The sequence below is a fragment of the Kitasatospora arboriphila genome (genome assembly GCF_039528095.1).
Taxonomy (GTDB): Bacteria; Actinomycetota; Actinomycetes; order Streptomycetales; family Streptomycetaceae; genus Kitasatospora; species Kitasatospora arboriphila.
Window position 1 is genome coordinate 21,231 of the sequence record NZ_BAAALD010000004.1, and the last position, 24,210, is coordinate 45,440.

The 24,210-nt window shown below is 74.1% G+C and carries 26 protein-coding genes; 10 read left to right on the forward strand and 16 right to left on the reverse strand.

All coding sequences use genetic code 11. The annotated features are described in order from the left end of the window. The first annotated feature begins 195 nt into the window (after nt 1–195). From ABD353_RS03280 to ABD353_RS03305, 6 genes are all read left to right on the forward strand, one after another. Nucleotides 196–1,332: an MBL fold metallo-hydrolase gene (locus tag ABD353_RS03280; protein ID WP_344621909.1), complete on the forward strand. Its 1,137-nt coding sequence runs from the start codon at nt 196–198 to the stop codon at nt 1,330–1,332. Nucleotides 1,333–1,482: 150 nt separating this feature from the next. Beyond that, entirely contained in the window at nt 1,483–3,015 is a 1,533-nt protein-coding gene (locus ABD353_RS03285; RefSeq protein WP_344621910.1) for a TldD/PmbA family protein, read from the forward strand. Continuing rightward, entirely contained in the window at nt 3,015–4,412 is a 1,398-nt protein-coding gene (locus tag ABD353_RS03290) for a metallopeptidase TldD-related protein (protein ID WP_344621911.1), read from the forward strand. Before ABD353_RS03285 ends, ABD353_RS03290 begins: the two co-directional genes overlap by 1 nt. Before the next feature lie 35 nt (nt 4,413–4,447). Beyond that, entirely contained in the window at nt 4,448–4,993 is a 546-nt protein-coding gene (locus tag ABD353_RS03295; RefSeq protein WP_344621912.1) for an RNA 2'-phosphotransferase, read from the forward strand. A gap of 87 nt (nt 4,994–5,080) precedes the next feature. Continuing rightward, nucleotides 5,081–5,473: a DUF3099 domain-containing protein gene (locus ABD353_RS03300; RefSeq protein ID WP_344621913.1), complete on the forward strand. Its 393-nt coding sequence runs from the start codon at nt 5,081–5,083 to the stop codon at nt 5,471–5,473. Between the two features lie 281 nt (nt 5,474–5,754). Beyond that, complete coding sequence (locus ABD353_RS03305) at nt 5,755–6,009, forward strand: hypothetical protein (RefSeq protein WP_344621914.1); 255 nt, start codon at nt 5,755–5,757, stop codon at nt 6,007–6,009. 71 nt (nt 6,010–6,080) lie between these two features. On the opposite strand, the gene moaA is transcribed toward ABD353_RS03305, so the two are convergent. The 4 genes from moaA to ABD353_RS03325 form a co-directional block, all read right to left on the reverse strand. Beyond that, nucleotides 6,081–7,070, reverse strand: a complete 990-nt coding sequence (gene moaA, locus ABD353_RS03310; RefSeq protein WP_344621915.1) for a GTP 3',8-cyclase MoaA — start codon at nt 7,068–7,070, stop codon at nt 6,081–6,083. Between the two features lie 125 nt (nt 7,071–7,195). Beyond that, the gene (locus tag ABD353_RS03315; protein WP_344621916.1) at nt 7,196–8,806 is read right to left on the reverse strand and encodes a solute symporter family protein; all 1,611 of its coding nucleotides are present in this window, start codon (nt 8,804–8,806) and stop codon (nt 7,196–7,198) included. Then, on the reverse strand, nt 8,803–9,165 hold the full coding sequence (locus tag ABD353_RS03320) for a DUF485 domain-containing protein (RefSeq protein ID WP_344621917.1): 363 nt from the start codon (nt 9,163–9,165) through the stop codon (nt 8,803–8,805). Before ABD353_RS03320 ends, ABD353_RS03315 begins: the two co-directional genes overlap by 4 nt. 229 nt (nt 9,166–9,394) lie before the next feature. Further along, nucleotides 9,395–10,438: a zinc-dependent alcohol dehydrogenase family protein gene (locus tag ABD353_RS03325; protein ID WP_344621918.1), complete on the reverse strand. Its 1,044-nt coding sequence runs from the start codon at nt 10,436–10,438 to the stop codon at nt 9,395–9,397. 167 nt (nt 10,439–10,605) lie between these two features. Between ABD353_RS03325 and ABD353_RS03330 the strand changes: the two genes are divergently transcribed. Beyond that, nucleotides 10,606–11,616 carry a DEDDh family exonuclease gene (locus ABD353_RS03330; protein WP_344621919.1) on the forward strand — a complete coding sequence of 337 codons (1,011 nt, stop codon included), beginning with the start codon at nt 10,606–10,608 and terminating at the stop codon, nt 11,614–11,616. A gap of 17 nt (nt 11,617–11,633) precedes the next feature. After that, complete coding sequence (locus ABD353_RS03335; RefSeq protein ID WP_344621920.1) at nt 11,634–12,431, forward strand: SURF1 family cytochrome oxidase biogenesis protein; 798 nt, start codon at nt 11,634–11,636, stop codon at nt 12,429–12,431. A 75-nt stretch (nt 12,432–12,506) separates the two neighbouring features. Here ABD353_RS03335 and ABD353_RS03340 read toward each other — a convergent pair whose 3' ends face one another. Then, nucleotides 12,507–13,052, reverse strand: a complete 546-nt coding sequence (locus ABD353_RS03340; protein ID WP_344621921.1) for a hypothetical protein — start codon at nt 13,050–13,052, stop codon at nt 12,507–12,509. Nucleotides 13,053–13,189: 137 nt separating this feature from the next. On the opposite strand from ABD353_RS03340, the gene ABD353_RS03345 reads away from it, so the two are divergent. Continuing rightward, nucleotides 13,190–13,951: an SDR family oxidoreductase gene (locus tag ABD353_RS03345; RefSeq protein WP_344621922.1), complete on the forward strand. Its 762-nt coding sequence runs from the start codon at nt 13,190–13,192 to the stop codon at nt 13,949–13,951. Nucleotides 13,952–13,984: 33 nt separating this feature from the next. Here ABD353_RS03345 and ABD353_RS03350 read toward each other — a convergent pair whose 3' ends face one another. The 9 genes from ABD353_RS03350 to ABD353_RS03390 form a co-directional block, all read right to left on the reverse strand. After that, nucleotides 13,985–14,608, reverse strand: a complete 624-nt coding sequence (locus ABD353_RS03350) for an alkaline shock response membrane anchor protein AmaP (RefSeq protein ID WP_344621923.1) — start codon at nt 14,606–14,608, stop codon at nt 13,985–13,987. Beyond that, nucleotides 14,605–15,384: a DUF6286 domain-containing protein gene (locus ABD353_RS03355; protein ID WP_344621924.1), complete on the reverse strand. Its 780-nt coding sequence runs from the start codon at nt 15,382–15,384 to the stop codon at nt 14,605–14,607. Before ABD353_RS03355 ends, ABD353_RS03350 begins: the two co-directional genes overlap by 4 nt. Further along, nucleotides 15,381–15,719: a hypothetical protein gene (locus ABD353_RS03360; RefSeq protein WP_344621925.1), complete on the reverse strand. Its 339-nt coding sequence runs from the start codon at nt 15,717–15,719 to the stop codon at nt 15,381–15,383. The genes ABD353_RS03355 and ABD353_RS03360 overlap by 4 nt, the downstream gene beginning before the upstream one ends. After that, nucleotides 15,716–15,907 carry a hypothetical protein gene (locus tag ABD353_RS03365; RefSeq protein ID WP_030266756.1) on the reverse strand — a complete coding sequence of 64 codons (192 nt, stop codon included), beginning with the start codon at nt 15,905–15,907 and terminating at the stop codon, nt 15,716–15,718. The genes ABD353_RS03360 and ABD353_RS03365 overlap by 4 nt, the downstream gene beginning before the upstream one ends. 74 nt (nt 15,908–15,981) lie before the next feature. Beyond that, nucleotides 15,982–16,443 (reverse strand): Asp23/Gls24 family envelope stress response protein, encoded by a 462-nt coding sequence (locus tag ABD353_RS03370; protein WP_344621926.1) that lies wholly within the window; start codon nt 16,441–16,443, stop codon nt 15,982–15,984. A 176-nt stretch (nt 16,444–16,619) separates the two neighbouring features. Continuing rightward, nucleotides 16,620–17,426, reverse strand: a complete 807-nt coding sequence (locus ABD353_RS03375; protein ID WP_344621927.1) for an enoyl-CoA hydratase/isomerase family protein — start codon at nt 17,424–17,426, stop codon at nt 16,620–16,622. 273 nt (nt 17,427–17,699) lie between these two features. Then, the gene (locus ABD353_RS03380; protein ID WP_030266747.1) at nt 17,700–17,933 is read right to left on the reverse strand and encodes a helix-turn-helix domain-containing protein; all 234 of its coding nucleotides are present in this window, start codon (nt 17,931–17,933) and stop codon (nt 17,700–17,702) included. Nucleotides 17,934–18,301: 368 nt separating this feature from the next. Further along, entirely contained in the window at nt 18,302–19,900 is a 1,599-nt protein-coding gene (abc-f, locus tag ABD353_RS03385) for a ribosomal protection-like ABC-F family protein (protein WP_344621928.1), read from the reverse strand. Nucleotides 19,901–20,096: 196 nt separating this feature from the next. Next, nucleotides 20,097–21,014, reverse strand: a complete 918-nt coding sequence (locus ABD353_RS03390; RefSeq protein ID WP_344621929.1) for a PQQ-binding-like beta-propeller repeat protein — start codon at nt 21,012–21,014, stop codon at nt 20,097–20,099. 341 nt (nt 21,015–21,355) lie between these two features. Between ABD353_RS03390 and ABD353_RS03395 the strand changes: the two genes are divergently transcribed. Then, a complete protein-coding gene (locus ABD353_RS03395) occupies nt 21,356–22,441 on the forward strand; it encodes a glycoside hydrolase family 26 protein (RefSeq protein WP_344621930.1) in 1,086 nt (361 codons plus the stop codon). Here ABD353_RS03395 and ABD353_RS03400 read toward each other — a convergent pair. Both ABD353_RS03400 and ABD353_RS03405 read right to left on the reverse strand, forming a co-directional pair. Continuing rightward, nucleotides 22,418–23,572, reverse strand: a complete 1,155-nt coding sequence (locus ABD353_RS03400; protein WP_344621931.1) for a GNAT family N-acetyltransferase — start codon at nt 23,570–23,572, stop codon at nt 22,418–22,420. The genes ABD353_RS03395 and ABD353_RS03400 overlap by 24 nt on opposite strands. Further along, the gene (locus ABD353_RS03405; RefSeq protein WP_344621932.1) at nt 23,569–24,204 is read right to left on the reverse strand and encodes a YveK family protein; all 636 of its coding nucleotides are present in this window, start codon (nt 24,202–24,204) and stop codon (nt 23,569–23,571) included. Before ABD353_RS03405 ends, ABD353_RS03400 begins: the two co-directional genes overlap by 4 nt. Nucleotides 24,205–24,210 lie beyond the last annotated feature (6 nt).

The window sequence follows — 24,210 nt, forward strand, 5'->3', positions numbered from 1 at the left end:
CGGTCCCGGTGATCCTGCGGCGAATCGACCTCCCACAGGTCCGTCCGGCGGGAACTGTCGCATCCCGACAACGCGTCCGACTTGGACGGGAACAACCGGGCGGGCCGTACCCGTTGCCCTCTGGGCGTCCCGGTCGCGGGCCGCACCATCAGCGAGGCCCGGCACACGGTCGGTGACGAGAGAGCGGGAGCACGGATGACCGAGGTACGGCCCACCGGTTCGACCGGGCGGCGCGGCCGCCTGCTGGCCCTGACCGCGCTGGCCGCCGCGGCGGGCGGCGCGGCGTGGGCGCTGCGCGATCTGCCGGCGGCGTTCGGCGGACGGCCGGACGGCGAGCGCGAGGAGCGGATCCGCCGCTCCCCGCAGTACCGGGACGGCGTGTTCCACAACGCCCCCTCCGAGCTGGCACGCGCGTCCACGCCCGGTGCCGAGACGGTCCGCCGGATGCTGTTCGACCGCGAGGGCCGCACCCCCGCACTGCCGGTGCCGACGGTGCGCCCGCAGCACGGCGAGCGGCCCGCCGAGGGGGTGGAGGTGGTCTGGTACGGGCACGCCTCCGTGCTGGTGGAGATCGAGGGCAGCCGGGTGCTGCTCGACCCGATCTGGAGCGACCGCTGCTCCCCGTCCGCGCACGTCGGCCCGAAGCGGCTGCACCCCGTGCCGGCCGCGCTCTCCGAGCTGCCGCCGGTGGACGCGGTGCTGATCTCGCACGACCACTACGACCACCTCGACATGGCGACCGTGAAGCGGCTGGTCACGCTGCAGTCGGCGCCGTTCCTGGTGCCGCTGGGCATCGGCAGCCACCTGCGCCGGTGGGGCGTGCCGGAGCACCGGATCATCGAGCTCGACTGGGACGAGACCTGCACCCTGGGCTCGCTCACCCTCACCCTGACCTCGGCGCACCACTTCTCCGGCCGCGGCACCACCCGCAACACCACGCTGTGGGGCTCCTGGGTGATCGCCGGGCCGAACCGCAAGGTGTACTACACCGGCGACTCCGGCTACTTCGAGGGCTACGCGCGGATCGGCGAGCAGCACGGCCCGTTCGACGCGGCGCTGGTGCAGATCGGCGCGTACGACGAGGCGTGGGCCGACATCCACATGACGCCGGAGGACGCCGTCCGCGCCCACCGGGAGCTGCAGGCCGGGCTGCTGGTGCCGGTGCACTGGTGCACCTTCAACCTGGGGCTGCACCCGTGGGCGGAGCCGATCGAGCGGCTGCTGGTGGAGGCCAAGGCGCAGGCCGTACCGCTGGTCGTGCCGCGGCCGGGCGAGCGGGTCGACGTCGACCAGCCGCAGGAGCTGGACGGCTGGTGGGAGACGGTCGCCTGACGGTCCGTCGGTACGGGTGGTGCGGCGGGCGACGCGCGCGGTTTCGGGTGAATTCGCTGGCCCCGGGTGTGTTCGGCGGTCCATGATGCGATGCGGGTTCCCCTGCCCGGGGGCGCCCGCCGCCACCGACCGTCCGACCCAGGGAGCCCGATGCCGCCCACAAGCCGCACCGTCGACCCGCTGTTCCTCGGCTACCCCTTGCACGCCCTCGCCGACGCCGCCCTCAGCCGGGCCCGCGAACTCGGCGCCGGCCACGCCGACTTCCGCCTGGAGCGGGTCCGCAGCGCTTCCTGGCGGCTGCGCGACGCCCGCCCCTCGGGCACCTCGGACTCGGTGCAGCTCGGCTTCGCCGTCCGCGTCCTGTTCGACGGGGCCTGGGGCTTCGCCGCCGGGGTCGACCTCACCACCGACGCGGCGGCCCGGGTCGCCGAGCAGGCGGTGGCGGTGGCCCGGCTCTCCGGCGGGATCAGCCGTGCCGCCGGCTCCGAGGACGTGGTGGAGCTCGCCGACGAGCCGGTGCACGCCGACGCGGTCTGGGTCTCCGCCTACGACGTCAACCCCTTCGAGGTGCCGGACGCGGAGAAGACCGCCCTGCTCGCCGAGTGGAGCAACCGCCTGCTGGCCGCCGAGGGCGTGTCGCACGTGTCCGCGGCCCTGCTGACGGTGCAGGAGAACAAGTTCTACGCGGACACCGCGGGCACCGTCACCACCCAGCAGCGGATCCGGCTGCACCCCTCGCTGGAGGCCACCTCGGTCGACGAGCGCACCGGCGCCTTCGACTCGATGCGCACCCTCGCCCCGCCGGCCGGCCGCGGCTTCGAGTACCTGCGCGGCACCGGCTGGGACTGGGACGCCGAACTCGCCGAGCTGCCCGGTCTGCTGGCCGAGAAGATGAAGGCGCCGAGCGTCGAGGCCGGCCGCTACGACCTGGTGATCGACCCGTCCAACCTGTGGCTGACCATCCACGAGTCGATCGGCCACGCCACCGAGCTGGACCGCGCCCTCGGTTACGAGGCCGCGTACGCGGGCACCTCCTTCGCCACCTTCGACAAGCTCGGCACCCTGAAGTACGGCTCCGAGCTGATGCACGTCACCGGCGACCGCACCGCCGAGCACGGCCTCGCCACCACCGGCTACGACGACGAGGGCGTCGCCACGCAGTCCTGGGACCTCGTCAAGGACGGCGTCCTGGTCGGCTACCAGCTGGACCGGGCGATGGCCCGACTCAAGGGCCTCGGCCGTTCCAACGGCTGTGCCTTCGCCGACTCCCCCGCGCACGTCCCGGTGCAGCGGATGGCGAACGTCTCGCTGCAGCCCGCCGCCGGCGGCCCCGCCACGGACGGGCTGATCTCCCAGGTGGAGAACGGGCTGTACATCGTCGGCGACCGCTCCTGGTCGATCGACATGCAGCGCTACAACTTCCAGTTCACCGGCCAGCGCGCCTACGCGATCAAGAACGGCCGCCTCGCCGGGCAGGTCAAGGACTTCGCCTACCAGGCGACCACCACCGACTTCTGGGGCTCGATGAGCGCCGTCGGCGGCCCGCAGACGTACGTGCTCGGCGGCGCCTTCAACTGCGGCAAGGCCCAGCCGGGCCAGGTCGCGGCGGTCAGCCACGGCTGCCCGTCCGCGCTGTTCCGCAACGTCAACGTGCTCAACACCCAGCAGGAGGCCGGTCACTGATGAACGCCGTCAAGCCCCACGAGCTGGTCGAGCGCGCCCTGGAGCTGTCCCGCGCGGACGGCTGCGTCGTCATCGCCGACGAGGACTCCACCGCCAACCTCCGCTGGGCCGGCAACGGCCTCACCACCAACGGCGTCACCCGCGGCCGCCGGCTCACCGTGATCGCCACCGTGGACGGCGCCGAGGGCACCGCGTCCGGCGTGGTCTCCCGCGAGGCCGTCACCCTCGACGAGGTCGAGTCGCTGGTCCGCGCCGCCGAGGCCGCCGCCCGCGACGCCGGGCCCGCCGAGGACGCCCAGCCGCTGATCCCGTCCCGCCCGGCCTCGGCCGACTTCACCGCACCGCCCGCCGAGACCTCCGCCGAGGTGTTCGCGGCCTTCGCCCCGGCCCTCGGCGAGGCCTTCGCCCGGGCCCGCAAGAACGGCGAGCTGCTGTACGGCTTCGCCCGGCACGAGGTGACCAGCAGCTACCTCGGCACCTCCACCGGCCTGCGGCTGCGGCACGACCAGCCGACCGGCACCGTCGAGCTGAACGCCAAGACCGCCGACCTCGCCGGCTCCGCCTGGGCGGGCGCGGCCACCCGCGACTTCACCGACGTCGACGTCACCGAGCTGCACACCGGGCTCACCCGGCGGCTCGGCTGGGGCCGCAAGCGGATCGACCTGCCGGCCGGCCGCTACGAGACGCTGCTGCCGCCCTCCGCCGTCGCCGACCTGCTGGTCTACCTCAGCTGGTCCTCCGGCGGACGTGACGCCGCCGAGGGCCGCACCGTCTTCTCCAAGGCGGGCGGCGGCACCCGGGTCGGCGAGCGGCTCAGCCCGCTGCCGCTGACCCTGCGCTCCGACCCGGCCGAGCCGGGCCTGGAGGCCGCGCCGTTCGTCCTCACCCACTCCTCGGGCGACAACGACTCGGTCTTCGACAACGGCCACCCGCTCACCGCCACCGACTGGATCCGCGACGGCGAGCTGGCCAACCTGCTCACCACCCGGCACTCGGCCGGCCTGACCGGCCTGCCGCTGCACCCGCCGGTGGACAACCTCGTCCTGGAGACCGCGGAGCAGTCGTCCGCGCCCACCCTGGAGGAGATGATCGCCCGCACCGAGCGTGGCCTGCTGCTCACCTGCCTCTGGTACATCCGCGAGGTCGACCCGGCGACACTGCTGCTCACCGGCCTCACCCGGGACGGCGTGTACCTGGTGGAGGACGGCGAAGTGGTCGGCGCGGTCAACAACTTCCGGTTCAACGAGTCGCCGGTCGACATCCTCGGACGGATCACCGAGGTCGGACGCACCGAGCGCTGCCTGCCCCGCGAGTGGGGCGACTGGTTCACCCGGGCGGCGATGCCGCCGGTCCGGGTGGCCGACTTCAACATGAGTTCGGTCAGCCAGGCCTCCTAGCGGAGCCCGGCACGGGGGGAGAGGTTCCCGGAACGATGGACGAGAAGCAGACGGTCAGAGTCTCCAAGCGGCTGTCCCGCATCCTGCGGCACGACCCCGGCTCGGTCGGCATCACCCTGGACGGGGCCGGCTGGGTGGGGGTGGACGCCCTGCTCGCGGCGCTGGCCCGGCACGGCCGGGCGGTCAGCCGGGCCGAGCTGGACCACGTCGTGGAGACGAACAACAAGCGCCGGTTCGCCTTCTCCGAGGACGGCCTCTCCATCCGCGCCAGCCAGGGCCACACGGTCGACGTCGACCTCGGCCTGCCGCCCAGCGACCCGCCCGCGGTGCTGTACCACGGCACCACCGGGCGGGTCCTGGACGCGATCTTCCACGAGGGGCTGCGCCCGATGGCCCGCCGGGACGTGCACCTCTCCGCCGACACCGAGACGGCCACCCGGGTCGGCTCCCGGCACGGCCGGCCGGTCGTCCTGCTGGTGGACGCCGCCGCGATGGCCCGCGACGGCCACGTCTTCCGGGTCAGCGCCAACGGCGTCTGGCTGACCGACGCCGTCCCGCCCGCGTACCTGCGGAAAGCCTGAGCCCCGGAGCCCCCGTGACGGCCGACACGGCGTACCGTGAATTGGCTGCACCCACGGGGGCGCGGTGACGGACGAAGGCGGTAGGCGATGGCGAAGAGCTCCGGCAACGGGCAGGTCTTCCGGATCACCGGGGCCCGGACCGGCCTCACGGAGGACGTGCGGGGCCGCCAGCGGCGGTACGTGATCTCGATGCTGGTCCGCACGCTCTGCGTGCTGCTGGCCGTCGTGCTCTGGGACGTCCAGCGGGTCCTGGCGTTCATCGCCCTGGCCGGCGGCGTGCTGCTGCCGTACTTCGCGGTGGTGATCGCCAACGCCGGCCGCGAGCGCGCCCCGGGCCTCCCGAGCACCTTCGCGGTGCCGCCGGAGACCCCGCTGATGCTCGGCCCCGGCGGGACGGGCGGCGGCGGACGCCCCGCCCCGAACACCGACGCGGACCCGCGCGCCGACCGGGACGGCACGGACTCCCCCGCCGCCGACTGAGCCGCGTACGGACGGGTCGACCGATCCGTCCGGTTCTGTCGGCATTCGCCCGGCAGAACCCTCAACAGAGGCTCAGATTAATCATGAAAGGCCTAGCCACGCGGGGGTTGTGGCGTGACATACTGCGTACGCGCTCCGCATCCCCCGTCGGAGCGACAGACCGACGCCGGGCGGCTCCCCCCGTGGCTGCCCGGCGTCGTCATGCCCGCGTGCGGGAGCGCTTTCCCGGGGTGCGAGACTGGCCGTGACAGCTCCGGCAGCTCCCCCCAGGACGGCCCACCATGGACACCCCCTCGCTCGGCCTCTTCGGCACCGCGGACGCCTCCGCCGGCCCCGACGGCCCGCCGGTCTGCTCGGCGAAGGGCTGCCGCGAGGACGCCCGGTGGGTGCTGGTCTGGAACAACCCCAAGCTGCACACCCCCGACCGCCGGAAGACCTGGCTGGCCTGCGACGACCACCGCGAGCACCTCTCGCAGTTCCTCGGCGTCCGGGGCTTCCTGAAGGAAGTCCTCCCCCTCGAGGACTTCGAGGGGTAGCGGGCTCCTGCCCGAGGCACACGGGTGGCCAGGTCAGGGGCGCGTGGGGGCACCCGCGCCCCTGAGCGGCTTCAGCCGCCGATGGCGGACATCGGGCGGTCGGGCTGGTGGAAGGTGGGGGCGTCGATGCCGGCGCCGGCCTTCTTGCCCCACATGGCCTTCCGCCAGAGTTCGCCGATCTCCGCGTCCGAGGCGCCCGACCGCATCGCCTCCCGCAGGTCCGTCTCGTCCGTGGCGAAGAGGCAGTTGCGGACCTGCCCGTCCGCGGTGAGCCGGGTGCGGTCGCAGGCCCGGCAGAACGGCCGGGTCACCGAGGCGATCACGCCGACCCGCGCGGGGCCGCCGTCCACCAGCCAGCGCTCGGCGGGTGCCGCGCCGCGGGCCGCACTCGGCTCCGGGGTGAGGTCGAAGCGGTCCTGCAGCAGGGCGAGGATCTCCTCGGCCGTGACCATCTGCGAGCGGTCCCAGCCGTGCTGGGCGTCGAGCGGCATCTGCTCGATGAACCGCAGTTCGTAGCCGTGCTCGATGCACCAGGAGAGCAGGTCGGCGGCCTCGTGGTCGTTGACGCCGCGCATCAGGACGGCGTTGAGCTTGACCGGGCTGAGCCCGGCGGCCTCGGCGGCGGCCAGGCCGTCGAGCACGTCGTGGTGGCGGCGGCGCCGGGTGAGGGTGTGGAAGGTGTCCTCGTCGAGGGTGTCGAGCGAGACGTTCACCCGGTCCAGTCCGGCCTGCTTGAGGGCGGCTGCGGTGCGGGCGAGGCCGATGCCGTTGGTGGTGAGGGAGAGCTCGGGCCGGGGCTCCAGTTCGGCGCAGGCGGCGACGATGCCGACCAGGCCGGGCCGCAGCAGCGGCTCGCCGCCGGTGAAGCGGACCTCGCGGACGCCGAGGTCGCGCACCGCGATGCCGACCAGCCGGACGATCTCCTCGTCGGTGAGCAGGGACGGCTTGGCCAGCCACTGCAGGCCCTCCTCGGGCATGCAGTAGGTGCACCGCAGGTTGCAGCGGTCGGTGAGGGACACGCGCAGATCCACGGCCTGCCGGCCGAAGGTGTCGAGCAGCATCGCGGCCCCCTTCCTGAGTGCGTGGGCTCAAAACCCGCGGGCCCGGCCGCCGTTGCGGGCGGGCCGGGCCAGCTTATCGACCGGGGCGGTACCCGTCCGGGGTACGTCCGGTCAGTGGGCTCCGGTCAGTGGGCGCCGAGCCCGGTGAGCGAGCGGACCTCCAGTTCAGCGTACTTCGCCGGGTCGGCGGTCTCCTTGGAGAGCAGGGTGCCGATCCAGCCGGCCAGGAAGCCGACCGGGATGGAGACCAGGCCGGGGTTCTCCAGCGGGAACCAGTGGAAGTCGCTGTGCGGGAAGAGCGAGTTCTTGCCGCCGGAGACCACCGTGGAGAAGATCACCAGGGTGACCGAGGTGATCAGGCCCGCGTAGACCGAGCTGACGGCGCCGGTGGTGTTGAACCGCTTCCAGAAGAGCGAGTAGAGCAGGGTCGGCAGGTTGGCGGAGGCCGCGACCGCGAAGGCCAGGGCGACCAGGGCGGCGGCGTTCAGCTTGTCCGCGAAGATCGACAGCAGGATGGCGATCGCGCCGATCGCCACCGCGGCCAGCTTCGCCGAGCGGACCTCCTCCTTCTCCGAGGCCTTGCCGCGGCGGATCACGTTGGCCCACAGGTCGTGGGCGAAGGAGGCCGAGGAGGCCAGGGTGAGTCCGGCGACCACGGCGAGGATGGTGGCGAAGGCGACCGCCGAGATCACCGCCAGCAGGATGGCGCCGCCGGTGGAGCCGGCGCCGCCGCCGAGTTCCTGGGCGAGCAGCGGGGCGGCGGTGTTGCCGGCCGCGTTGGACGCCTTGATGGCCTTCGGGCCGACCAGGGCGGCCGCGCCGAAGCCGAGGGCCAGGGTCATCAGGTAGAAGCCGCCGATGATGCCGATCGCCCAGAGCACGGACTTCCGGGCGGCCTTCGCGGTGGGCACGGTGTAGAAGCGCACCAGGATGTGCGGCAGGCCGGCGGTGCCCAGCACCAGGGCGAGGCCGAGGCTGAGGAAGTCCAGCTTGGTGGTGCCGGTGGTGCCGTACTTCAGGCCGGGTTCGAGGAAGGCGGCGCCCTTGCCGCTGGCCTCGGAGGCGGCGCCGAGCAGGCTGGAGAGGTTGAAGTGGTACTTGGCGAGCACCAGGACGGTCATCAGCGCGGTGCCGGCGATCAGCAGCACCGCCTTGACGATCTGCACCCAGGTGGTGCCCTTCATGCCGCCGATCGCGACGTAGATCACCATCAGGGCGCCGACCGCGACGATCGTCCAGCGCTTGGCGCCCTCGCCGCTGACCCCGAGCAGCAGGGCGACCAGCGAGCCGGCGCCGACCATCTGGGCCAGCAGGTAGAAGATCGACACCACGATGGTGGAGACGCCGGCGGCGGTGCGCACCGGGCGCTGCCGCATCCGGAAGGCCAGCACGTCGGCCATGGTGTAGCGGCCGGAGTTGCGCAGCGGTTCGGCGACCAGCAGCAGGGCGACCAGCCAGGCCACCAGGAAGCCGATCGAGTAGAGGAAGCCGTCGTAGCCGAAGAGCGCGATGGCGCCGGCGATGCCGAGGAAGGACGCGGCGGACATGTAGTCGCCGGAGATGGCGAGGCCGTTCTGGAAGCCGGTGAAGCCACGGCCGCCGGCGTAGAAGTCGGCGGCGTCCTTGGTCTGCCGGCCGGCCCAGATCGTGATGCCGAGGGTGGCGGCCACGAACAGGCCGAACAGGGTCATGGTGAGGCCGCGGTGGTCGCTCGCGGCGCTGGCCAGCTGGATCATTCGGCGGCCTCCCGGGGGGCGTGGACGGCGGCGGGCGCGTGGCTCTCGCGGATCGCCTCGGCGGGCGGGTCGAGGCGGCGGTCCGCGTAGCGGGCGTACCAGGCGGCGATGGCGAAGGTGGAGGCGAACTGCAGCAGGCCGAGCACCAGGGCGGTGTTGACGTGGCCGACGACCTTGGTCGCCATGAACGCCGGGGCGTAGCTCGACAGCAGCACGTACAGCAGGTACCAGAGGATGAAGCCGATGGTGACCGGGAAGGCGAAGCTCCGGAAGGCGGACCTGAGGCCGCGGAACTCCTCGCCCTCCTCGATCCGTTGCACGTCTGCGGCGGCGGCCTCGGCGGCCGGCGGAGTGTCCACGCGGTGTCTCCTGACGTCGGCGGGTGCGCGGGTGGATCACTGGGGTGTGAGGGGCATCACAGGCACGGTGCGGCTGCATGCTAGATCCACCCGCGCGGCCCGCGACAGCGTCCGCGCACGATCGGCCGCGGGCTGTCCCCGATCTGGCCGAAAACCGTCCGCGCAAACCGCCCGGGGCGGTGCCGCGCGTGCGGCACCGCCCCGGGGGCGCAGAGGGTGTGACTGCGGGTCAGAAGGTGATGCGGACCTTCAGCGCCTCGCGGTCGTGCATGGCGCGGTAGCCGTCCGGCACCCCGTCGAGGCCGACGGTGCGGTCGAAGACCAGGCCGGGGTCGATCGCGCCGGACAGCACGTCCGGCAGCAGCTCGGGGATGTACGCGCGGGCCGGGGCGACACCGCCGGCCAGCGTCACGTTGCGGCCGAACATCTGGGCGATGTCCACACCGGCGCTGCCGCCGTGCGGCACGCCGACGTAGCCGACCGCGCCGCCGTCCCGGGCGATCGAGATCGCGGTGCGCATCGACTCCTCGGTGCCGACGGCCTCCAGCACCGCGTGCGCACCCTGACCGCCGGTCAGCTCCTTGACCGCCTCGATCGCGGCCTCGCCGCGCTCGGCGACGACGTCGGTGGCGCCGAAGCTGCGGGCGATCGCGGTGCGCTGCTCGTGCCGGCCCAACGCGATGATCCGGCCGGCGCCGAGGCGGTGCGCGGCGAGCACGCCGCACAGGCCGACGGCGCCGTCGCCGACCACGGCGACGGTCGCGCCCGGCCGGACGTTCGCGGCGACCGCGGCGTGGTGGCCGGTGCTCATCACGTCGGAGAGGGCGAGTAGGCCCGGCAGCAGCTTCTCCTCGCCGGCCGCCTCCTTCGGCAGCTTGACCAGGGTGCCGTCGGCGAACGGGACGCGGACGGCCTCGCCCTGGCCGCCGTCGGAGCCGACCTCGCCCCAGAAGCCGCCCTGCGGGCAGGAGGTGTGCAGGCCCTCGCGGCAGTGGTCGCAGGTGCCGTCGGACCAGACGAACGGGGCGACGACGAAGTCGCCGCGCGTGAATCCGGTCACGTCGGAACCGACCTCCTCGACGATGCCGAGGAACTCGTGGCCGATCCGCTGGCCGGCCACCCGGGACGCCACACCCCGGTACGCCCACAGGTCGCTGCCGCAGATGCAGGCGTTCACCACCCGCACCACGGCGTCGGTCGGCCGCTGCACGACCGGGTCCGGCACCTCCTCGATCCGGATGTCGTTGGGTCCGTGGATCACGGTGGCGCGCATGGAGCTTCCTTACGGGTGGGGGGTGGTACGTCGGGGTGCTGACGACCGGAGAGGGTCGCGAGGATGTACGACCGCTCCGACGACCACTCTATTCCGGGCGGCCCCGGGCCACCGCCCGCCGCCGATCGGCCCGGCCCTGACGCCGGTCGGCCTTAGAGTGGTGCACCATGCATGCGATCCAGTCCCCGTGGGACGGCCTGGCGGCCCCCGCGGCCCTCCCGGCGCCCCGCCCCGCCGCCGAGGCCGGCACCGGCTTCGCCGTCGTCGACGTCGAGACCACCGGGCTCGGCCGCACCGACCGGGTCGTCTCGGCGGGCGTCTACCAGCTGGACGCGCAGGGCGAGGTGACGGGGCACTGGTACACGCTGGTCAACCCGGAGCGCGACCCCGGGCCGGTGTGGATCCACGGCCTGACCGCCGAGATGCTGGCCGACGCGCCGACCTTCCCCGAGATCGCCGAGGAGCTGGCCGAGCGGCTGCGCGGGCGGATCATGGTCGCGCACAACGCGCTCTTCGACTGGAACATGATCGCCCGCGAGTTCGCCCGGGCCGGGCTGCACGTCCCGGTGGAGCAGCGGCTGTGCACCATGGTGCTCTCCCGCGACCTGGGCCTGCCGCTGCCCAACGGCAAGCTGTCCTCGCTCGTCGCGCACTTCGGGGTGCAGCAGCGGCAGGCGCACAACGCGCTGGACGACGCCCGGGTGCTCGCCGAGGCGTTCCGGCCCAGCCTGCAGCTGGCCCGGGAGTTCGGGGTGCCGCTGCCGCTGACCGCCTGCGTGGCCGTCACCGACCTCGGCGAGGACTCCCCCGCGCCGGCCCGCGGCACGTCCTGGTCGTCGTCCTACCGCCCGAGCCGCAAGCGCCCGGCCTGCCCGTACCCGAACCCGGGCCGCTGGCAGGACGGCTCCCCGCTGGTCCAGGGCATGCGGGTGGCGATCACCGGCGACACCGCCACCGAGCGGGAACTGCTGGAGGACCGCGCGATCGAGGCCGGCCTGCACATCGCGACCTCGGTGAGCCGGCTCACCAGCCTGCTCGTCACCAACGAGCCGGGCAGCTGGAGCGGCAAGGCCCGCAAGGCCCGCGAGCACGGCACGCCGGTGGTCGGCGAGGACGCCTTCCTCCAGCTGCTGCGGGAGGTCGCACCCCACCCCGGTGTCCGGCCCGCGGATCAGTAGGGCGTAGCGTGCCGGGTGTGTACCGATTTCTGCTGTCCCGGCGCTGGGCGGTCATCGCGCTGACCGTGCTGCTGCTGATCCCCGTGATGATCCGTCTGGGGTTCTGGCAGCTGCACCGGCACGAGGCCCGGGTCGCCCGCAACGAGCTGATCGGCCGCAGCCTGAAGGCGGCGCCGGTCGCCTTCGACTCGCTGTCCTCCCCCGGCTTCGCCGTGCCCGGCGACCTGACCTGGCGCACCGTGACGGCCACCGGCACCTACGACACCGCGCACGAGTTCGTGATCCGCGGGCGCACCGAACCGGACGGCAGCAGCATCGGGTACTTCGTCGTCACGCCGCTGAAGCTCGCCGACGGCCGCGGCTCGGTGCTGGTCAACCGGGGCTGGGTGGACTCCGGCACGGACGCCGCCAGCTACCCCGCGGTGCCGGCGCCGCCGGCCGGGCCGGTGACCGTGACCGGCCGGCTGCGGGCCGACGAGACCACCGCCAGCAGCGGCATCCGCGACCGCGGCGGCCTGCCGGAGCGCCAGTACAAGCTGATCAACAGCGGGCAGCAGGCCAAGGCCACCGGCGCCACGGTGCTCGGCGGCTACCTGGAGCTGGCCTCCGCCACCCCGGCCGTCGGCAGCTCCCCGGTGCTGCTGGCCGAGCCGAACCACTCGGACATCGGCCCGCACATGGCGTACGCCGTGCAGTGGTGGCTGTTCGCCGGCCTGCTCCCGGTCGGCCTGGTGATCCTGGCCCGCCGCGAGGCCAAGGAACGCGCCGAGGAGGCCGCCGCGGCGGCCTCGGCCGGGGAGCTCGCCCCCGCGTAGACCACCGGGGGCGCGGGACAGCACACCAGGGGCGCCGGGGGGCTGCCTTCGGGCAGGTGCACCTGCCCTCGTGCGTCAGTGCCGGGTGTTCCAGAAGCCGATGGCGAGGGCGCCCCACCAGCCGAGCTGGGAGACCAGGGCGGAGAGGGCGCCGCGCACCAGCAGCCGCCGCTTGGGGCGACCCGGGCCCGCGGCCTCCAGTCGCTTGGTCAGGGCCGTGGCGTGCACCCCGTTCAGTGCGATCAGCAGCACCAGGAGCAGCTTGACCCGGGTCAGCGGGGAGTCGAGCTGCGGCTCCAGCAGGATGCCGCTGGCGGTGAGGCCGGCCAGACCGGCCCAGACGGGTACGTGCAGCGGGCCGGTGGACTCCACGGCCTGGGCGAGGGTGCGGCGGCCGAGCAGCCACAGGGCGCCCATGTAGTCCACGGCGAGCACGGCGCCGAAGCCGACGACCAGCGCCACCAGGTGCACGAAGAGGGCGACGGTGTGCAGCGAGGCGTCGGTCCGCACGTGGCCGGCCGTCCAGGCGCTGCCCGCCCAGAGCACGCAGAGCCCGACCGACACCAGGAGGCAACGGGCGACTGTCCCGGACAGCGGGGCGAGCTCGTCGGACTCAGGCATGGTGGTGCTCCGTGGGGGTGGGGGGGGGGAGGGCGAAAGCGAGGTTAGGTTTCCCTAAGTTCTCCCCCCGCGTCAACCCGGCGCCGCGGGGGGAGACCCGATCGACGCCCCGGGCCCGGACCGGGGAGGATGGGTGCATGGATCTCGGACTTCAGCAGAAGGTGTACGTACTGACCGGTGCCACCCGCGGCCTGGGCCTGGCCTCCGCGCGTGAACTGGTCGCCGACGGCGCCCGGGTGGTGGTCAGCGGCCGGCACGAGGAATCGGTGGCCGCGGCCGTGAAGGAGCTGGGCGGGCCGGAGCACGCGCACGGCGTGGTCGCCGACAACGGGGATCCCGCCACCGCGGGCCTCCTGGTCGAGGCCGCGCGCGAGCGCTTCGGCCGTTTCGACGGCGTGCTGATCAGCGTCGGCGGGCCGACCGCCGGCCCGGTGCTCCGGGCGGAGGACGAGGCCTGGCGGGGCGCCTTCGAGTCGGTCTTCCTCGGTGCGCTGCGGATCGCCCGGACGGCTGCGGCGGAGCTGGCGGAGGGCGGCGTGATCGGCTTCGTGCTGTCCGGTTCCGTCCGTGAGCCGATCTCCGGCCTCGGCATCTCCAACGGGCTCCGGCCCGGTCTGGCGATGGCCGCGAAGTCGCTGGCCGACGAGCTCGGCCCGCGCGGCATCCGGGTCGTCGGCCTGATGCCGGCCCGGATCGACACCGACCGGGTGCGCGAGCTGGACGCCCTGAGCGGCGACGCGTCGGCGGCCCGCGCGCGGGCGAGCGCGGCGATCCCGCTCGGCCGCTACGGCACCCCGGAGGAGTTCGGCAAGGTCGCGGCCTTCCTGCTCTCCCCGGCCGCCTCCTATCTGACGGGCGTGATGGTGCCGGTCGACGGCGGTGCCCTGCGCGGACTCTGACGGACGCTCACGTCGGCTCGCCGGTACGGGTGTTCAGACCACCCGGCGGGCCTTCGGTCCGGCGCTGCGGCGCCGGACCGACGCCGTGAGCCTGAGGCGGCACGGGAGTTCGGCGAGTCCGAGGCTCGTGCGGGCGTTCTCCAACGGCCCGTCGTCGAGGGTCCGCACCAGGCGGGCGGTGTCGGCGCCCGGCTCCAGCCGCACGGTGGACCGCAGCAGCAGCCGGTGCGAGGCGCCGCTCGCCCGGACGGTCACCTTGTCGACCCGCGGCAGGTCGATCACCTCGGTCTCCACCGCGTCCTGCAGGGCGCGCTTGCGCATCCGCAGCGCCACACCCTCCCCGCCGGGGACGGGCACGGTGACGGTGCTGGAGCCGGCCCGGTGCAGTTGGGCGTAGAGCCAGCCGAGGGCGCCGACGACCACCACGGCCGGGACGGCGATGACCACCGGCCAGAACCAGGCCTGGTCGGACCAGTCGGCGCGGGTGGCGGCGCTGAGCACCGGCTGGTGCGGCGAGGTGAACGGCCAGCCGTCCGGCATCGTGGCGTTCAGCCTGCCGTACAGGTCGAGTCCGCCGGCCAGCACCAGCAGGCCGCCGAGCAGCAGGGCGATCCCGATGACCGCGAGGATCGTCCGGTTCACCGCGGACATGCTCATCGGGGTGCCTCCTGGGCGAGCCGGCGGTGGCCGTGCCGCCGGTCGTCCGGCCGGGCCGGGCGGACGGGCTGGATCCGCAGGTCCAGCCGGTACGGGCCGAGCAGCGGCACCGCGGCCAGCTCCTCGTTCAACTCCCGTTCCACGGCGATCGGTTCGGCGCTGCCGGTGACGGTGGCGACGGCCCGGTGGCGGCGCGCCTTCACCGTGCACCGCTCGACGCCCTCGATCCCGGTGGCCCGGGCGGAGAGCAGCGCGGCCACCCCGGCGCGGTCGATCGCGGCGCCCGGTCGGAGCAGCGGGAGCCAGCGGCGCAGCCCGGGGGCGAAGGCCAGCCAGCAGAGCAGCAGACCGACCGCCACGGCGCCGCCGGCGATGCCGAGCACCCAGGGGTCGTCGAGGTGGCGGGTCGCGGTCTCCTGCGCGAGGTCGGCCCGCCACTGCCGGGCGGCGTGTCCGGTGCCCTCGGAGATCGCGTCGTACAGCGCGGCCCCGCCGAGCACCAGCAGGCAGGTCACGACCAGCGCGGTGGCGGCCGTCCGCGCCGACCGCGGCCGGTGCGGGCGCTCGTACGGGACGGTCGGGCCCCACTCCTCGGGGCCGCCGCCGGGTTCGGCCTCGGGGTGCGCCAACTCGGCTTCCAGGCCGATGCGTTCGGGCAGCGCGACACCGGCGCCGATGAGCTGTTCCGGGGCGATCGCGGTCGGCTCGGCGGCGTACGGCGCGGGCCTGTCCGGTTCGGATTCCTCCGGCCGGGGCGGGGTCGGCGGTGCGCTCACCGGGTCGTCTCCGGGACGAGGCGCTCGACCAGCAGCGCGACCTCGGTGACGGGGGTGCCGGTGAGTTCGGCGACCCGGCCGGCGGCGGCGTCCCGGCAGAGGTGGGAGAGGCCGGCGAGGTCGGCCGGGTAGGGCAGGTCGAGGTGGAGGGTGACCCTGGCCTTGCCGCCGACCACCAGCACGGTGGCCCGCGGCGGTTTGCCGCGGGCCGTGCGGGCCGCCCAGATCTCGGCGAGGGCCTGCCGGACGGCCTGTTCGGCGAGCCGGGCGTAGACCCGGTCGGCGACCTTGAGCCGTCCGCGGCGGGCCGGGGGGATCGCTGCGGCGGCGGTCACCGCCGGCGCTCCCGGCCGCGGATGAGGTCGCCCAGGTCGCCGAGGTCGATGTCGCCCTCCAGCAGCCGCCCGAGGACGAAGCCGACCGCCCCGAGGACGGCGACCAGCAGGAAGGCGGCGAAACCGCCGAAGTACCCGGCGAAGCCCAGGGCCATTCCGGCCACCAGGCCGACCAGCGCCAGGTTCATCCGCTCCTCCTCGTGTCCGGCGGCAGACGGTGCTGCCCGGTGCTGCGTGCTGCTGGGGTGGTGCTCCGCGGGTGTTACTGGACGCGGCCGACCGGCTCCGGCTCCTCCTCGTCCGGCTCGTCCGGCAGGTGCACGTCGTTGACGGCGATGTTGACCTCGACGACCTCCAGGCCGGTCATCCGCTCGACGGCGTCGATGACGTTCGCCCGGACCTCGGCCGCCAGCAGCGGGATCACCACCCCGTACTCGACGACCAGGGCGATGTCGATGGCGGCCTGCTTCTCGCCGACCTCGGCCTTGACGCCGCGGCCCGCGCCGGACTTCGAGCCCGGGACGCGGTCGCGGACGGCACCGAAGGTCCGGGTGAAGCCGGAGCCGAGGGCATGGATCCCGGAGATCTCCCGGGCGGCCATCCCGGCGATCTTCTCGATCACGCCGACGGCGAGCGCGGTGCGGCCGCGCTCGGACGCGAGCGTGGTCTCCTCGGGCCCGGTGTGGCCCTTCTGCAGGTCGGCGGGGGTGGGGGTCTGCGGCATGGCGGGGTCTCCTGTGTCGTCTCCAGCTATATCGCAAATCAGCCCAACTCTGACATTTCGCCGCACGGGCCGCGCGTCGGGAGCGGAACGGGACGGCCCGGGCAGCGGGCGCCGACCGGGGAACGCCGAGGGCCCGGACCGCCGGGTGGCGGTCCGGGCCCGCGGGGCGGCTGCGGTCAGTCGCCGATGCCGGCGAGGTCCCGCATCCGGCGGTGCTGGGCGGCCCGCTCGGCGCTGCGCTGCTCGTCGTACGAGCGGCCGCCGGCGCCCTGCAGCAGGGCCTTGGTCTCGATGACGGCGTTGCGCGGCGCGGCGAGCAGTGCGGCGGCAAGGTCGCGGGCGGCGCCCTCCAGCTGCTCCGCCGGGACGGCCAGGTTGGCCAGGCCGATCGCCACGGACTCCTCGGCGCCGACCCAGCGGCCGGTCGCACAGATCTCCAGCGCCCGGCCGTACCCGACGAGGTCGGTGAGCGGCTTGGTGCCGCCGAGGTCCGGGACGAGGCCGAGCGAGGTCTCCTTCATGGAGAACTGGACGTCCTCGGCGACCACCCGCAGGTCGCAGCCGAGCGCCAGCTGGAAGCCGGCGCCGACCGCGTGGCCCTGGACGGCGGCGACGGTGACCACGTCCGGGCGGCGCCACCAGGTGAAGGCCTCCTGGTACTCGGCGATGGCGGCGCTCGTCTCCTCGTCGCTGCCGGCGGCGAGCTTGAGGAAGGAGTGCTCGCCGGGGATGCCCTCCGGGGTGAACATCTGACGGTCGAGGCCGGCCGAGAAGGAGACGCCCTCGGCGCGGAGCACCACCACGCGGACGGTGCCGGGCAGGGTGCGGCCGACCGAGGCGAGCGCCCGCCACATCGCCGGGCTCTGCGCGTTGCGGCGCGCGGGGTTGCAGAGCGTGACCAGCGCCAGTTCGCCCTCGACGTCGAGGCGGACGCCGACCTGCGCCCAGTCCTGGGGGTCGGTACCGACGGCGGGAGCGGTCATGGGGGGTTACCTCCAGCGGGGGACAGTAGAGCTACTGGAGAGTAACAAAAGCCGGGGCGACCGAACAGGGCCGCGCCGGAAACGACGAACGGCGGCCCGGGAGACCCGGCCGCCGCTCCGTCCGCACGTGCCGGCCGCGCCTCGGGCGCCGCCGGCAACCGCACGGGGACCGATCCGGCTCGGCTGCTCCACCACCGGATCACTCCTCGTCCGCGACCGGACCGGGGGCACTCCCCGACCGTCCGGCACGGAACCGTCTTGTCTGATGAACCGTCAGGAACCCGCTGCAGCAGTCACCTTGCTCTTGCCGCGCGTCGCACCGCCGCGGCCCCGGAGATTCACCCCGGACTCGCTGAGCATGCGGTGCACGAAGCCGTAGGAGCGACCCGTCTCCTCCGCGAGCGCACGAATGCTCGCCCCGGAGTCGTACTTCTTCTTGAGATCGGCCGCGAGCTTCTCACGCGCGGCACCTGTTACCCGGCTGCCCTTTTTCAGAGTCTCGGCCACCCGTGCCTCCTCGTAGCTGTGCTCGGTCAGATTCCCATGATCACCCATAGCCAGTCTCCTGGCCACCCATTCGACAAGGTCTGTCCCGGGAAAGCGCAGTCTGCCGGTGGTACCCGCAGTGCACAAGGGCGCTCACCCTGGGTGCACGCGCCCCCGCGGGCGTCGGCCGCCGGGCGAGAATCGGCTGATCAGAACGGACGACCCCGCCGCGGAATCGCAGCGGGGCCGTCGTCAACGCATTCACCGGAAGACGCATTCCCGCGATCTTCGTCGGACCGGGATTTCTACGATGATCGGCTGATCCGGTGTCTACTCGGCGCCGGGAGTCGGCACTCGGGCGGTATTCGGGCCGGCACTCGGGCCTGCTCTCAGGCGAGCGAGACGAGGTCCGCGTACGCCGGGCTCCAGAGGTCCTCGACGCCGTCCGGCAGCAGGATGATCCGCTCCGGCTGGAGCGCGTCGACCGCGCCCTCGTCGTGGGTGACCAGCACGACCGCACCGGTGAAGGAGCGCAGCGCGCCGAGGATCTCCTCACGGCTGGCCGGGTCCAGGTTGTTGGTGGGCTCGTCGAGCAGCAGCACGTTGGCGCTGGAGACGACCAGGGTGGCCAGCGCGAGCCGGGTCTTCTCACCGCCGGAGAGCACGCCGGCCGGCTTGTCGACGTCGTCGCCGGAGAACAGGAAGGAGCCGAGGATCTTGCGGATCTGCACCAGGTCGGTGTCCGGCGCGGAGGAGCGCATGTTCTCCAGCACCGTGCGGTCCGGGTCCAGGGTCTCGTGCTCCTGGGCGTAGTAGCCGATCTTCAGGCCGTGCCCGGGGATCACCTCGCCGGTGTCCGGCTTCTCGACGCCCGCCAGCATCCGCAGCAGGGTGGTCTTGCCCGCGCCGTTGAGGCCCAGCACGACCACCTTGGAGCCGCGGTCGATGGCCAGGTCGACGTCGGTGAAGATCTCCAGCGAGCCGTAGGACTTCGACAGACCGGAGGCGGTCATCGGGGTCTTGCCGCACGGCGCCGGGTCGGGGAAGCGCAGCTTGGCGACCTTGTCGGAGACCCGCGCCTGCTCCAGGCCGGAGAGCAGCTTCTCGGCGCGGCGGGCCATGTTCTGCGCGGCGACGGTCTTGGTCGCCTTGGCGCGCATCTTGTCGGCCTGCGCGTTGAGGGTGGCGGCCTTCTTCTCGGCGTTGGCGCGCTCGCGCTTGCGGCGCTTCTCGTCGTCCTCGCGCTGCTGCTGGTACTGCTTCCAGCCCATGTTGTAGATGTCGATCGCGGCGCGGTTGGCGTCCAGGTAGAAGACCTTGTTGACGACCGTCTCGACCAGGTCGACGTCGTGCGAGATGACGATGAAGCCGCCCTTGTAGGTCTTCAGGAAGTCCCGCAGCCAGGCGATCGAGTCGGCGTCGAGGTGGTTGGTCGGCTCGTCGAGCAGCAGGATGTCGGCGTCCGAGAAGAGGATCCGGGCCAGCTCCACACGGCGGCGCTGACCGCCGGAGAGGGTGTGCAACGGCTGGTTGAGGATGCGGTCCGGCAGGCCCAGCGCGGCCGCGATGGTCGCCGCCTCGGCCTCGGCCGCGTAGCCGCCCTTGGTGAGGAACTCGGTCTCCAGGTTGGCGTACTTCTTCATCGCGCGTTCCCGGGTGGCGCCCTGGCCGTTCGCCATCCGGTCCTCGTTCTCGCGCATCTTGCGGAGCACGGTGTCCAGGCCGCGGGCGGAGAGGATGCGGTCCTTGGCGAGGACGTCGAGGTCGCCCGTCCGCGGGTCCTGCGGCAGGTAGCCGACCTCGCCGGTGCGGGTGACCGTGCCGCCCGCCGGCAGGCCCTCGCCGGCCAGCACCTTGGTCATGGTGGTCTTGCCGGCGCCGTTGCGGCCGACCAGGCCGATCCGGTCGCCGGGGGCGATCCGGAAGGACGCGGACTCGATGAGGACGCGGGCGCCGGCGCGCAGCTCCAGGGCGTTCGCGGAAATCATGGCTGGGTCTCTCCAGGGACGGGGGCGGGGCCCGGCGGCCGGGCGGAATGCAGGCGGAAGGGCGGGGCGGCGGCGGGCCTTCGAATGCTCGCCGACCGGCGCCTAATGCCCGAGGAACACAGCCATACGGCCCAGTCTACCGGGCGGCCGGGATTCCCCCTGGGCTGTGCCGGGCGCAGCCCGGCCGGACCGCCGCTCAGCCCGCCGGGCAGCCCTCCTGCGGGGAGACCGCCGCGAACGGCAGCTGCGGGCTGGTGCAGACCGTCTCCGGGGCGCCGCGCCGGGTGTCGAAGACCTTGGTGCCGAGGATCGGGCCGTCCTCGACCGTCACCCGGTGGGCGTCCAGGCGCTTGAGCACGACCTCCGGCCCGGCGTTGAGCTGCCAGCCGCGGCCGGCCAGCCGGAAGCCGTTGATGCCGCCGGGCAGCAGCTTGCCGGTGTTCGGTCCGGTGACGCAGGTGCGCGGCACCAGGACGGCGTTGTCGGTGTGCACCGCGCGCAGCGGGTCATACGAGCAGCCCTGCGGCGGGCGGGAGTTGTAGCGCAGGTCGCCGTCGCGGTCGCGGAATCCCATGGTGAGCGAGGGCGTGACGACGGCCACCCAGGGCTCGTCCTCCAGGGCCGTCTGCAGCGCGGCGGCGGCCCGGCGGACCGCGACGGCCTGCTTCTGCTCCTCGCTGCGGTCGGCGGCGCCGGGCTCGCCGTCCGCGCGCAGCCAGTCGGCCAGGCCCGGCACCGCGCGGTGCCAGCGCACCTGGTGGTCGCTCGGGCGGACCGAGGTGACCAGTCCGTCGTCCCAGACGACGACCGCGCTCTCGCCGGCCATGGCGAGGTGCAGGGCGGTGGCGTCCTCGCGGCGGTAGGACCACAGGTGGTCGCCGGTCGCGCGGTCGTACGCCTCCAGGCCGGGGCCGACCTTCAGCTCCAGCGCGCCCGCGTCCAGGACCTGCGCGCCGACCGGGCTGGCGTCCGCGACGCCCGGCTCCGCGACCCGGTCGCCGAACGGCACCGGACGGTTGGCGTGCGCGGCGGCTCCCGCGCCGAGCACCAGCAGCGCGGCGAGCGCGGGCAGCACGGAACGGCGGGTCAGGCTTCGCAGCGGCTTCCAGGACACGGGCGGAGCGTACCTGCCGCACGCCTGTACGTCAGCCGGAATTCGGGGCGTCCCACGGATGTGCGCAGGGTCACGGCGGCCCCGGTGCGGCACCCTCGACCTGCGGCTCGGCGGCGCCGCGCGCGGGCCGCCCGGCCGCCGGGGGCGCCCGCCCGGCGGGGCGACTGTTACACAGGTGGTACAGGCCGCACCGAAATGATCACTGTGCGTGGCGCCCGGCGGGGACTCGGCGGGCGTCCGTGCGAACCACCACTTTCGGGTGATATGAGATATTTCTGACGCCCTGTGGGATTACTGTCGGACGAGCAGCACCCGCCCCCGCACCGCTCCCGGAGTGCCCCATGCGATTCGGCCGTCTCGCGCTGGCCGCCAGTGCGCTGCTGCTGCTGACCACCGCGAGCGTGCCCTCGGGCACGCCGCTCAGCCAGACCCCGCGGCACGACGTCTTCTCCGCCGACACCGCGGAGGACGGCCGGCGCGGGGCCGCCCCGAAGCCCGCCGTGCTGCGGCCCCCGCACGAGGTGCCGTTCGGCGCCTTCGTCGGCTCCTGGGACACCTACATCCCGCAGATCGCCAAGCTGTCCACCTGGCTGCGCAACGCCGACCTGCAGGTCGGCCACACCTACCTGGCGGGCAACGGCTGGGCCGACGTCGAGGGCGAGAACCAGGTGCTGGGCCTGTGGTCGCAGTGGCGGCTGCGCGACCCGGCCCGCACCCTGGTGCTCGGCGTGCCGATGCTGGTGCCCAACGAGGGCAACCTGAGCGACGGGCAGGTCGCCGCGCTGCTCGCCCGCGGCACCAAGGGCGAGTTCGACCAGCACTTCCTCAAACTGGCCCGCAAGCTCGTCGCGTTCGGCGGCGGCGACACCGTGCTCACGCTCGGCTGGGAGATGAACGGCACCACCTACAGCTCCCGCTGCCGCCCCGACCCGGCGGCCTGGAAGGCGTACTGGCGCCGGATCGTCACCGTGATGCGCTCGGTGCCCGGCCAGCACTTCCGCTTCGACTTCACCCCCACCCGCGGGCTCGACGCGATCCCCTGGACGCGCTGCTACCCGGGCGACGACGTGGTCGACATCATCGGCATGGACGCCTACGACATGCCGGCCGGCGCCTCCTTCGAGGAGATGGTCACCGAGCCCTACGGGCTGCAGGACCAGGTCGAGTTCGCCGCCCGGCGCGGCAAGCCGGTCTCGTACCCGGAGTGGGGGCTGTTCCGCAACGGCGACAACCCCGAGTACGTGCGGCGCATGATCGAGTGGATGCGCACCCACGACACCGCCTACCAGACCGTCACCGACTACTGCCCGCACGGCTTCTGGGGCTGCGACCGCAACCCGCGGTCGGCCGCGGTCTTCCGGCAGCTGATGTCCGGCTCCAAGGGGGCGCCGGGCGGCGTCTCCTCACGCGCGCCGGCGCGCCGCTAGCGCCTCCTTCAGCCGCGGCAGCCGGGCGGTCAGCACGGTCACCGCCGCCTGCCGGGCCAGCACCCGCAGGGCGAGCAGGGCCGCCGCCGGGGCCGGGCCCGGCGGGCCCACCACCAGCCGCTCGTTGCGCAGGGCGTCCGGGCGCCACCGCTGCTTGTACGGCTCCTGGCCGCGCAGCAGGCTGAGCACCGGGATGCCCGCCGCCCGGACCTCGTCCAGCGCCGCCCCGAAGAGCAGCCCGGCGATGTCCAGCCGCTCGCGCAGCCGCGGATGGGCGCCGTACAGGTAGAGGCCGCCGAAGGACGGGCAGAGCACCACCAGGTTCACCGCGACCAGCTCGCCGTCCAGCCGGAACCGGTGCACGGCGGCCCGGCCGCGGGCCGCCATCGAGGCCGTCGACTCGGCCAGGTGCGCCGCGAACCGCCCGGTGCGGTGCTCGGCGGTGACCCCGCGCTCCTGCCACTGCAGGAAGTGCAGCCGCAGCAGGTCGGCCACCGCCTGCGGCACCTCCTCCGGCGGCGCGGTGTCCACCTGCACCCCGGAGGCGGCGATCTTCCGCAGCTTGACCCGGCTGCGCTGGGCGGTCTTTCCGGGCAGCCGCTTGAGCAACTCCTCGACGGGCAGCGCGGGCAGGTGCTGGCAGAGCGAGTCCCGGTAGCGCCGGGTGGTGCCGCGGTGGTGGGCGAGCACCTGCTGGACGGCGGCCTCCGGGTGCACCTCGCGCAGTTCCAGGCTGTGCCAGGGGCGGCGCAACGGCAGGGCGGCGGCCAGTTCGGCGGCGGCCCGGCCGCGGCAGTCGTCGTCGAGCAGCACGTCGGTGAAGTCGGCCAGCCCGCCGCCGAGGTTCGTCAGACCGCCCAGGGCCCCGCGGCGGCGCAGGGCCGCGGCGCCGGCCAGCCGGCCGTCCCGGCGGACGAGCACCAGCACCAGCGCGCCCGGCCGGCCGTACCGGCGCCACCAGGAGCGCAGCCAGGCGCCGTCCTGGAAGGGGGTGGCGGTGCGGCAGCGGGTGGCGAGCACGTCCCACTCGGCGGCGATCCGGTCGAGGGCGTCGTCCCCGCGGTCCACCTCGGCCGTCCAGACCTCGGCGGCGGCCCCGGCCCGTGCCGGGGCGGGGGTGTCGGTGGTCATCGGACGGCCCCGGCGGGTTGCCGTTCCACCGGCTGCCCGGGCACCGACACGGCGGCGTCGGCGCCGCCCGACCCGGCCGGGCGGCGCCGGGCGGCCATGGCGAGGGCGCCGACCAGCACGCCGGCCGCGCCGCCGACCGCGGTGTCCAGGGCCGCGGACGGCGAGGAGGGGCCGTCCGGGGAGGCGGCCCTGGCCAGCGGGACGAGCTTGACGCCGGTGTCCTGGCTGCTGGTGTTGGCGAAGGCGATCAGCGAGGTCGCCACCGCGTCGGCCGCCCGCACCGCGTCGGCGGCGCGCCGGCCGGTGCCGGTGATCTCGATCATCGGGGCGTCCGGCGAAGTGGTGCCCCGGACGCTGTCCGACAGGGCGGAGACGGTGCGGCCGGTCTTCGCGGCGGCCGCGACCAGCACCTGCGGCTGCCCCGCGAGCCGGCCGTACGCCTGGGCGAAGTTGACCGCGGTGGCGCCCTCCCCCGGGTTCTGCGCGACCACCACCACGTAGGAGTTGGCGGTGTAGGCGGTGGGTGCGACGGCGGCGTAGCCGGCGCCGGCGGCGGCGCCCAGCGGGACGGCGACGGCCACCGGCCACCAGCGGCGGACGGCGGCCCGGACGGATCGGCGCGGTTCGGACATCGGAAC